This window comes from Haploplasma modicum ATCC 29102, from assembly GCF_000687835.1.
GTDB lineage: Bacteria > Bacillota_I > Bacilli_A > Acholeplasmatales > Acholeplasmataceae > Haploplasma > Haploplasma modicum.
This window is the reverse complement of the sequence record NZ_JHYB01000002.1, coordinates 528,578-540,049: the sequence shown is the minus strand read 5'-3', so window position 1 is coordinate 540,049 and position 11,472 is coordinate 528,578. Positions and strand designations below refer to the sequence as shown.

Below are 11,472 nucleotides of genomic sequence, written 5' to 3'. Positions count from 1 at the left end.
GATCTAACAACAATGTTAGAAGCAATCTATATGATTGAGATTGAAAACTTCAAAGAAATTAAATTAGTAGGAATGGAAGATGTAAGAAGAATGGTTCCAGAACAAGTAGTTCATACATTACTAGAAGCAGAAATCTTCCATTACTCCGTTGATAAATTAGCACAAAGTGGTAAATCAAGAAATGCTGTTGCTAATAAGTTAAATAACATCGGATTAATTAAAAATACTTCCGCTAGATTCAGTGGTCAAGACTTCTTATTAGATAGTTCATCATTAGATGAAAATATGATGATAAGTAAGAGTGATATTTCTAATATGTTTAATATAATTACTAACTTAAATATTACAAACTTTAAATCAATTAAAGTAAATAATCCAAATGATGTAGAAGCAATTATAAATAGAAATGATTTTGAAAGACTATTTGATATAAAATCACTACATGGAATATTAGACAATATTTCGCAGTCTTTAGCGCTTAGAACATTAGTTGCTGATTTAGTAAACAAACAGTTAGCTAAGGCAAAAATCAATGTTAAACTTGACGAAAAAGACTTGGTTTTCCCTGATAATGTCTTAGTTGATAATAAGGTAAGTAAACTAGAATTAAATAAATTAGTAAACATCTTCTTCGAATTAAATGTTGACGATTTTAAAGAGTTATCATCAATTAAAACAATAACAGATGTTAAGAGTATAGTAACTCCTGACTATTTTGATCTCTTAATTGATTCAGAGTTTATCTATTATGTAGTAGGTAAAGTTCCACAATCAGATAAAGTATTAGAAAAAGTAGCAAGTGTTCTTTCAAATCAAGTTAAGTCAAGATTAAATATCGATCATACCTTTAATAAGGAAAGTCTATTATTTGGGGAATATGGTGCTCTTGAATTAGAAGGTAAACATAAGGGTTATATTACTAAGCCAGAATTAACAACAATCTTTAATGCATTTTATTTATTTAATACAGATACATTAGGTGGTAATATATTTACATTAGCAAACAATGTTATCGATGAATTATTAAGCGTGAATAATGGTAATTTAGTTGTAGATTTATTCTTAGAGTCAAAAATTGTAACGGGAATGATTGATCGAGGTATCAATGTTGATAATAAAGATGAAAATCAAAAGTTATACTTAAATATCATTAATAAGTTCTTAAAGACAAATTATCAAAAAGAAGATAACATCTTCAAATATCATAATAATGCTTTTGAAAATGGTAGAATTTCTCGTGATGAAATTGTCAGAGTATTAAATGGATTAGACATTTTAAATATTACAAAAACACCAAACGTTAGAACATTTACTAGCTTAATTGGAAGAAACCTAGAAGCAGGTCTCGATGACTTTGATCGTGCATATGATTCATATGTACTACAAAGTATTATTTCAAATATTGCTTTAAATGATAAGACTCTTGAAAAAGGTGTAAGTTTAATTAATGGAAGACAAGGTAAGTTTAACTTTACAAAAGAACTTCTTGCACTACCAAATAGTGTTGTAAGTGAAAACTTAATTAAAAAAGAGGAAATTAAACACTTGTTAAATACTCTTGTTTTACTTGAACTTGAAGATCTATATATTAAAGGATTGAATGTTGAAACATTTACAAATCTAATTGAAGATAAAGAATATGATAAATTAGATCAATTATTAGAATCAACAATAATTCATACATATATTGACCGAATAATTAAATCAGAAGAATTAGGATTTACAGTAAGAGATATTGTAGCAGATATGTTTGACAAAGATATTAGTGGAGTTAATACAAAACCTGAAGCAAATCAATTTGATGAAAATGGTATGTTTAGTAAAGATGAAATAAGAAGTATGCTTGTATCAATTAAATTATTAGGAATTAAAGAATTTAGTGATGCATCAACCATTAAATTTGAAACTATTATAAGTTTAGTTGATAAGGGAGAAATGAATGACTTCTTAGATTCAAATTATATTAGAGTATTAGTATCAAGATTATTAATGTCAAATACAGTTAAAAATCAAATCGCTTCTAGTGGTAAATTCAATGATTCAGACTTAGATTTAAGATTAACAGAAAAAGATCCATATGGTAATATGACACAAGAGGAAGTAGTTAAATTATTTAACGCATTAAATATTTTAGGTGTAAAAGACTTAAATGATGTGAAGATTGATAATGAAGTATTAAAATCATTAACTGATGAACAACTAGATTTAGTTCTTGAATCAAATTATTTCTATCAAGTAATTAGCTTAACATTAATTGCACAAATTAATGAAATTCCAGAAGAATCATTTGTAGATGAAACTAATGAATCAAAACTAATCAAAAAGTCAGAAGTTAAAGGTTTAATTAAAGCACTTGATATTTTAGATATTAATGATCCAAATGATGTTAATGCTGATACAATAACTGTTGATAAATTAGAAGAATTAGTTAACTTAAATTCAAGTATTTTAAATAGAATGATTACAGTAGAATTAGAAAAGGTCTTCAATAATATTATTATTCCAGAGGATAGTTATGTTGATTTTAGTAGTAAAATTAAAGTTTTAAGATTAAATGAATTAGAAGGAATAATCGAAGCATTACATATAATGGCCTCTGGTAATACACCGCTTAGTCAAATTAGTTTTGGTAATAACATAACAACATTACAATTCTCACAACTACTAAATATTGATGATTCATTATTAATGACAAGAATAATCTCAGATTCAGTTGAAAGTGCACTTGTAAAAGAAGGAAAATTACATCCTTTAGCATATGAATCAAATGGAATTGATATTAAATTTGCAGAGTTAGAAAAACTAAATGCATCATTAGTCTTATTAGAGATCAAAAATTTAAGTGAAGGTTTAAAAATTGATAATGTTACAACAGCTAAGATAATGTTATTACACTTAGAAGAATCTTATATTATTGATGAAATTATTAGTAATCAAATTAAGAATAATCTAAATAAAGATATTACATATAACTTAACTGACTCATATGACATAATTGAGAGAAATGAAGTTCGTAAGTTTATTGATGCTTTATTATCATCAGACTTAGATATTAACAAAATTGAACCAGAAACTTTAACACTTAAACAAATTGAATTAATGTTAGATGAAGATTCAAAACTTGTAAATAGACTAGTTTCAACAGAATTAATTAAGGCATTAGAAACAAGTATTCCTAAATATTTAATTAGTGATTATGGTATCTCTTCAAAAGAAATAGAAAAAACAGAAGTATCTAGATTAATCGCCTCACTAAGAGAATATAGACCAAGTGATGATGTTGAAGTAAGTGACTTTAACGGCTTAAATGCAAATTTAATTACAGTAGTAGATTTAATTAAATTAAGAAGTAATAAATCATTAATTATTGAAAGAATGGTTTCAAATGCAATAATTGAAGTTATGAGTAGTGATATTCCAGAGCACGTTAAATTTGTTGATTTAGACTTAGTAACAGTAATTAAAAGTACTGAAATTGATAGTTTAATTGAAGCATTAATGGTCTTTGGCATAAATGTTACAGTAACAGAAATTGCAAATACAAACTTTGCAGCATCAACCATTAGTTTAATTAAAGAAGTAAATAGTAAAGATTCAGAAATTATTCGAATTAAAACATCAAATGCTATTAAAGCAAGTGATAAATTAGTAATGCCAGATAAAGATAAATCATTAGATTCATATGATGAATTTGATAATTTAACTAAGATTGAGTTAGATAGATTCTTTAATACACTAGTTAAAATTGATCAAGTAATGAATCCAGAATCTGAAGGAACAATCGAAAGTGTTGCTAATAAATTTGAAGATAGTAGTTTAGTTGAGCTAGGTGATTATTTAGTTATTGCTAATGAATATCAATCAGAAATTCTAGTTGCAACAATAAATCATTACATACTACAATTAATTGGTTAATTAATAAAAATGACTAACAACGAAGAAATTCGTTGTTTTTCATTTAAAATGAGATAATTTTATCAATTTACCTCTCTTTGGAGTTCAAATAATATTATATTCTTGTAAATATAATAAATAATAGTATAATTAAATATATAGTATAAATACTATACAATTCATAAATATGTTTTTAATAAGGAGGTTCTAAATGAGAAATAAAATATATTTTTTAGTTCTTACATTTGTTAGTGTGCTATTTTTAGTTTCTTGTGATAGCAGAGAAATTAAATCGATTACAGTAAATGTTAAAGGGGAGAATGAAATAGTTTTAAATGAAGGAGAAGAACTTGATTTAGATTTATTTGAAATAAAAATAGATTATGTCAAAGGGGAGTCAAAAATAATTGAAGTGGAAGATGGTTATGTCGTTAAAAATAACTATAATAAAAATCCAAGCTTTGATCATTTTGATTTAGACAATGATACTATTAAACAAAATATCAATTTCAAGTATAAAAACTTTGAATCAAATCAGATTGAAGTTTCAACAAGAAGACATAAAGTATCTAAAGTTGAAATATCAAGTTTTGGTAAACTTGACTATGAGTATGGTGAGGAATTTAGTTATGATGATTTTTTACTATTCGTAAGTTATGAAAATAAACCAAATTCTGTAATACCACTAAGTAGTGGAATGATTGAGTTTAAAGATAATTTAGTAAAACCTGATGAAATAGGCAGTTTATTTGTTTATATCTGGGTTAATGGTGTAAGATCTACTTCACCAATCAATCTAAATGTTTCTAAAGGGGAAAGAAAGATTGATGAAAAACAATTAATAATCACTGACCATACAGATACTTTAATTTCAGTTAGAGAAATTGAGGGAGCTGTTTTTGCTTTTTTACCTAAAGGGGTGGAACCAAAAGCAAGTGATTTTACTACAAGTAATGTTTTTACAAAAGAATCTGGAATAAAAGAAGATTATGTAGTTCATGTTAAATATAATGAAGATGCTTTTTATCTAGAAAGTAATACAGCAACACTAGATGTTAAGTATGTGGCTAAGGTAAAAAAACCTACTTTCTTATTTACATCAGATAATTATATTTTATTTTTTTATGATCCATTTTTTGATTTAGTAATGCTTGATTCAGATAATAAGGTTATAAGTTCAGATATTACTGCTAATGTTGAAGAAGGTATTTACCGTGTTAATAATGTTAAGCCAAATCACGAATACCGTTTTGCTCTTTTAGAAAAGGGTGGAAATGGTAAAGTTTTAGAAGATAACATATTAGATGAACCAATTAAAACACGTGAAGCTAAAAACATCTTTAATTATAAAGGTAATCAAGTGGTTACTTATAATAGTGATGTTAGAAACTTTGTAATTGATAAAAATGATTTCTACGTTGATTTAGGTTTAGAAGTAGTATTTGAGTATTATTTAGATGGTTTAGTAGTAAGTCCAGTTAATAATGGAATATACGATGTAGTAATAACAAATAACTTCAATAATTCAGTGATTAAAGAAAAACTAACTATTAACAAAAAAGATCTTATTGTAAAACCAGTTAGTGGACAAACCAAAATATATGGTAATTTAGATGAGGAATTAAAATATACATTAGAAGGACTTGCAACAAATGATGATAGTAGTGTTGTTACAGGTAGTCTAAATAGATTTAATGGGGAAAATGTTGGCTTATATGATTTTTCAATAAGTGAGTTAGATACATTAAACTATAATCTTATTTTAGATAACAAAGATGTTAAATTTGAAATTAAAAAGCGAGATGTTAATTTACTAATTGAAGAAAAGGTTCAAACATATGGATTTGAAAAACTTGATTTAACATATAAGTTAGAGGAAGATAGATTTGATGAAGAGTTAAATATTAAATTAGATAAAAGTGATAATATTAATGTTGGTAGCTATTCAATTAGTGTATCATCATATAATAATGAAAATATCAATTTAATCGTCCAAAATAGTAAATATATCATTAAACCATTTAAACTTGCCTTAACATACGATTATCAAAGTTCAGTAACATATGGTACTCCTTATACGATATCTGCAGAGGGTAAGTTAAAGTATAATGATAAAGTTAGTTTAGAAAACACTAACAATAAAAATACTGGAAGTTATGCTGTTACAACAAAAATAGTTGATAGTTTAGGCAATGATGTAACAAGTAATTATATTTTATTAAACGAAAGTCCAACATATGAAATTACAAAAGCAACACTTAATATTACTGCAAATAGTCAAAATATTATTTATGGTAGTTCAGTTAATGAAAATGATTATACTGTCTCAGGCTTAAAATATGATGATAAAGCAAAAGAAGTTATTACAGGTACTTTAGGATTTAAAGAATATTTTAATCAAGCAGGTACATATTTAATTACAAAAAATACGCTAAAAGCAAATGACAACTATGACATTAATTTTAACGAAAACATGTTAGTTGTTGTTAAAAAAGAGTTAAGTATTTCATTTAAAGAAGCAACAAGATATGTTGGTCAATCAAATGATAATATTGTTTATTATTTAACTTATGATGGTTTTGTAAATAATGAAGATGAAAAAGTTTTAGATAAAGATAACATTAAACTAGAAACTACAGCAACACAAAGTAGTCTAAAGGGTAATTATCCAATTAAGGTTTTAGGATTTGAATCAAACAATTATGATTTTAATTATATTGATGGAGAATTAACTATTGAACAAATATCCTTACTATTTGAATTTACTAGTCCAGTTTATACTTATTCAAATAAAGAACATGTATTAACAAATGAGGAAATTAAAGTAACTGATCCAATTACAGATGAGCTTATTAATATCAATGATTTAGATGTTGAAATTAGTTATTTATTAGGCAATGATTATATTTCAAATCCAATTAATGCTGGAACATATAAGATTATAATTAACTTCTTAGGTAATGACAAATATGAAGCAGCAATTCATGATACCCAAACTCTAACAATTAATAGACAAGATGTAACATTTAAAGCGGTAGATCAGTTTAAGACATATGGTGATCCTTATGAGTTTTTATTTATCAAAGAAGGAATTACTTATGATGATTATGTTTTAGTTGATAATATGGAAGGCTATAACGTTGGTACATACGATATTACAATCTCAAGTGACTTAGATAGTAACTACAATGTTAAGTATGAACATGGTAAATATACTATTGGTAAAAAAGACTTAGAGATCAAACAAAAAGATTCATATACATATAATGGATTAAATCAAACCATCAACTTAGATATTAAAGGCTTTGTTGGTAGTGACTATATTGATTTTGGTGTTACTCAAAAAGATGCTGTTTCAAACAAAGAAGTAACACTTACTTCAGATAATGCTCTTGCTAAAAACTATAACTTTAGTAAAGTCCTTGTAACAGTTGAGAAAAAAATATTAACTGTTACACCAGATTCTTTCCAATTTATGACTTACAACAAGAATACAGCAACTAATATTACATATAAAAAAGAAGGCTTAGTTTCAGGCGATTTATTTGAACTTACATTAAACTTACAAGGATTAGAATCTAATGCTGGTAGTCACTTAATTGAAATAGGCTTAATAAATTATGATGAAAATAACTATGAATTAAGATTTATAGAAAATATTTCATATGAAATTAAAAAAGCGAAGATTACTATAACCCCAGATAATAATCAAAGTAAAGAGTATGACGGACTATTAGTTGATGATATAAATTATATTCCAACAGGATTAATCTTAGGTGATACATTAGAAATTAAATTATCATTAAAAGGTGAAGGATTAAATGTCGGAACATATGATATAGTATTAACTGAGAAATCATATGATGAAAATAACTATGATTTTGAATTTAGAGAAAATATTTCATATGAAATTAAAAAAGCTAAATTATCAATTTCAGGTACACTTGATGTTGAAGCAATCAACAACATGCCAGTCGTTGAATCAATTTACAATGACAATTCAACTAAAGAGCACACAACTTTAGAATTATTTAATATTTTATTAAATGGAGTAGATCAAAAAGAAGGATTTACATATACATATAAAACACTTGATAACAGTTCATTTACTAAATTCGATTTAACAAATGGAGGATCAACATTTATTATTAAAGTATCAGCAACTTCAACAAATCCAAACTTTGAAAATATCGAAGAAACAAAAGTTATATATAAATTTAAGTCTGTGACAATCGGTAAAGCGGCAGATGCAGCTTATTTAACAATTGAAGATGCTCTAAGAACTGCAACAACAGGACAAGCAATTATTGTTAGAAATAATACAGCATTTGCTAAGTCTGAAATATCATTACTTGTTTACGGATCAAGCGAACATACAGTTGAAAGTGGAGTAACATTACTTGTTCCTAATAATGATAAATATTACAATCCAACAGATAAAAGTTGGTCAAAAACAAACAACATAGTTTATTCTGATACAGGTGCTCCAAAGACAAATAGATCAAGCCATTTTGTAAAATTATTTATGGAAAACGTAAACTTAAATGTAAGTGGTCAATTATTAGTTTATGCAACAATTGGAGTTAGCCAGCCTCTTGAAGGATATGTTGTTGATTCAGAGTATGCGTTGTTTGAGATAGGTTCAAGTGCTACTTTATCAATACGTGATAAAGGTTTATTAGATGTTCATGGATTTATCTACGGTGATGGTATGATTATTGCCCGTGCCGGGTCTACGGTAAAAGAACAAATGTTAATTACAAACTTTCCAGGCGGTAGTTTTACTTCTACACATTATGGGGCTGTTATTCCTTTTGATCAGTATGGATTAAATCATATTGAAAGTAAATTAGTGATAAATAAAGATGCTTCATATTATGGAATGGCACACCTAAGATTTACTCTTACAAACACAGTTATTGATGTAAAAATAGTTGGAAATACTGAAGATTATATGTTTACTTTATTAGATGGAACTATAATCAAGGAATTCAATAGTCAAAATGCAGATATTAATTTTACATTGGATAATGCAGAATTAAATATTAATAACATTCAAGTAAGTTATTCAGGTGTTGCAATAACTACAAAAGATAAGTATTTGCCACTCCCAGGTAATTTTAAAGTTCACGTAACAAATAATTCTATAGTTAATGTAAACTCAGTAATTAAAATGTTACCAGGATCATTAATCGAAGTTGATAATACCTCTAAGATTACAGTTCCATCAATTGGAGGCATAATTGTTCTTAATGAAAATGAATATAGTTACAATAATGGTCAATCCGGATACGGTCTAAGTACAAACGATGCGTTCCTAGAAAAACCGGTTTTAAGAAATCCAAATGCTAAGTTAGGCTACACAGCTAATGACTCAGCAACACTAATAATTGATGGTGATATATTTGTTTATGGTTTAATGGCCGGAAAGATTAGAACAAATTCTTCTGCAAATATTACATTCTATAGAGATTCTAAGTTTGAACATTCAATGATTGATTTAGTAAATAAGCAACAAAAAGTGGTAGATCACTATTTATATACATTAAATGATGAGAAGATGGAAGTTCTAGGCGAATATATTATATGTGGTGAAGGATCTGTTTGGAAAACAAATATGAGATTCCACAAAAATGACGGAAGTGGAATTATCGATGAGATTGAGCAAACATATGGTAATCCGTTTATATTACCAGAATGGTTTGATCCAGAAACAATGTATTTTACAGATGAATTAGTAGATGGTACTACACAGTTGGTTGACATAGTTCTAAAAAATGGTTTCGTTGATTTTTATGCAAATCCATCACCAAGTTATGTAAATATTAATTTTGTATCCAATGATGGAATAGTAAAAGATAATAATGGATTAGAAATAGATAAGTTTACAATTTTAAAAGGTTTAATATTTGATATTAATAAATATTCAACTGTAACAAAAATGAATTTTATTTTCTTAGGATGGTACTATGATTCAGGATTTAATGAACCATATAATAATACAAATAAGATTTCTAGTGATATCACTTTATATGCAAAATGGATAGCAGAACCTGAAACATTTACAATTGAAGTTACACATAATAATGATAATACTACTAATACAGTAACCATTACTGTGAAAGATATAAATGGCAATGGTATTCCAAATCTTGATATTAAGTTGTCTGGTGGAACTGGTAAATGGAGTGATGGTGATATTGTGTCTACAAATGAAAATGGTATTGTAAAAACTACATTTAAAGCAGACAAACCATTGTCAGGTACCACTACACACATTTTATCAGCTGAAATTGAATTTGAAGGAAAAATCTATTCTGTTTCTGCAGACCAATTTACAACTACTGGTTCACCATTTATTTATAGTGAAAATGCAAATGGCAATTTACACTTTGAACACGAACCTATTTCATTCTCAATGCTAAAAGCAGTAGAAGGAACAACATACGGTACTTTAAGATTATTACAAGATCAAAATGGTGTATATTACATTCAAATTATTGAAGAAGGAGATTCTATAACAGCTTTAAATAAAGCGAACTTATATGTAATTGATTACGTTGCTAATCAAGGAGTAATAGACGCAATGTTTGATGTTTATGGAAATCCACATACAATTAAAGAAAGAATATCACCGATATCATTTATGGATCAAAACGGTATTTCTTATTTAGAAAAAGTTTTATCAAACGATAATATAATGGCAAACGTAAGTTACACTGAAGAATTATTAAGCTACTTTATTGCTACATTTGAAAAGCCTAGTAATGCTAATTCTGCAAAACTAATGCTTACACCAAGAGAAGTTGGTAACACATTAGGTGTATTACTTCCAATTTTAAATTCAATTGGTGCAAAAGATAACTTATGGTGGTTAGATCAAGCATTAATGAATAATACACAAGCTCAATATGCAATTCAAAATATATTTGATAGTATATTAAAATTAAAGATTGAAGTTTGGGATGGAACAAAATGGATTTCACAAGGTTCAGTTGATCCAAAAACCTATATTAATGAAGAAATGTTAATTATTCTTGATCTAGAAGGAATAAATACAGAAAATCTTATGGTAAGATTCTTATTCCCGACTGAAATAGATTATTATATTGATAGTGTATATATTGATTATAGTGAAAATGTAGATATGATTGTACATAAACTAGAATTAGATAGTGCATTGTTAAATGGAACAATTGATGTTAAAAATGAATTATTAAATAATCAAGATTATATTTATTTAGGGTATAAAGACTCTGTAAGACTAGGATTTATTATGCCAGAACTAAATGAAGGTTATGAAAGAGCATTTGGAGTTAGCATGAAGGGTTATATATATGCCTCAGGAGCAAATGTTGAAGATGAACTACTTGATCAAACAATTGATAAGTCCTTTGAAGAAATAAAAGATATTATTTTAAATTCTGGAAGAAGTGAACTTATTGATTATGTTGATGCTGTTGAGGAACTTTACAATACATTATTATTTGTAGGTAGTTTAGAATATGAGGAAGTATTATATTACATGTTTACCTTGCTTTCAGAGATTCAATCTAACTTCAAGGAAGGAAGTTGACA

At 26.7% G+C, this 11,472-nt stretch carries 2 protein-coding genes; both read left to right on the top strand.

What is annotated here, in order from left to right:
* Positions 1–30: 30 nt before the first annotated feature.
* Positions 31–3,915, top strand: coding sequence for a hypothetical protein (locus T352_RS07195; protein ID WP_162151130.1), 3,885 nt, complete (start codon positions 31–33; stop codon positions 3,913–3,915).
* A 190-nt stretch (positions 3,916–4,105) separates the two neighbouring features.
* Positions 4,106–11,470: an MBG domain-containing protein gene (locus tag T352_RS0102615; RefSeq protein ID WP_162151129.1), complete on the top strand. Its 7,365-nt coding sequence runs from the start codon at positions 4,106–4,108 to the stop codon at positions 11,468–11,470.
* Positions 11,471–11,472: the final 2 nt, after the last annotated feature.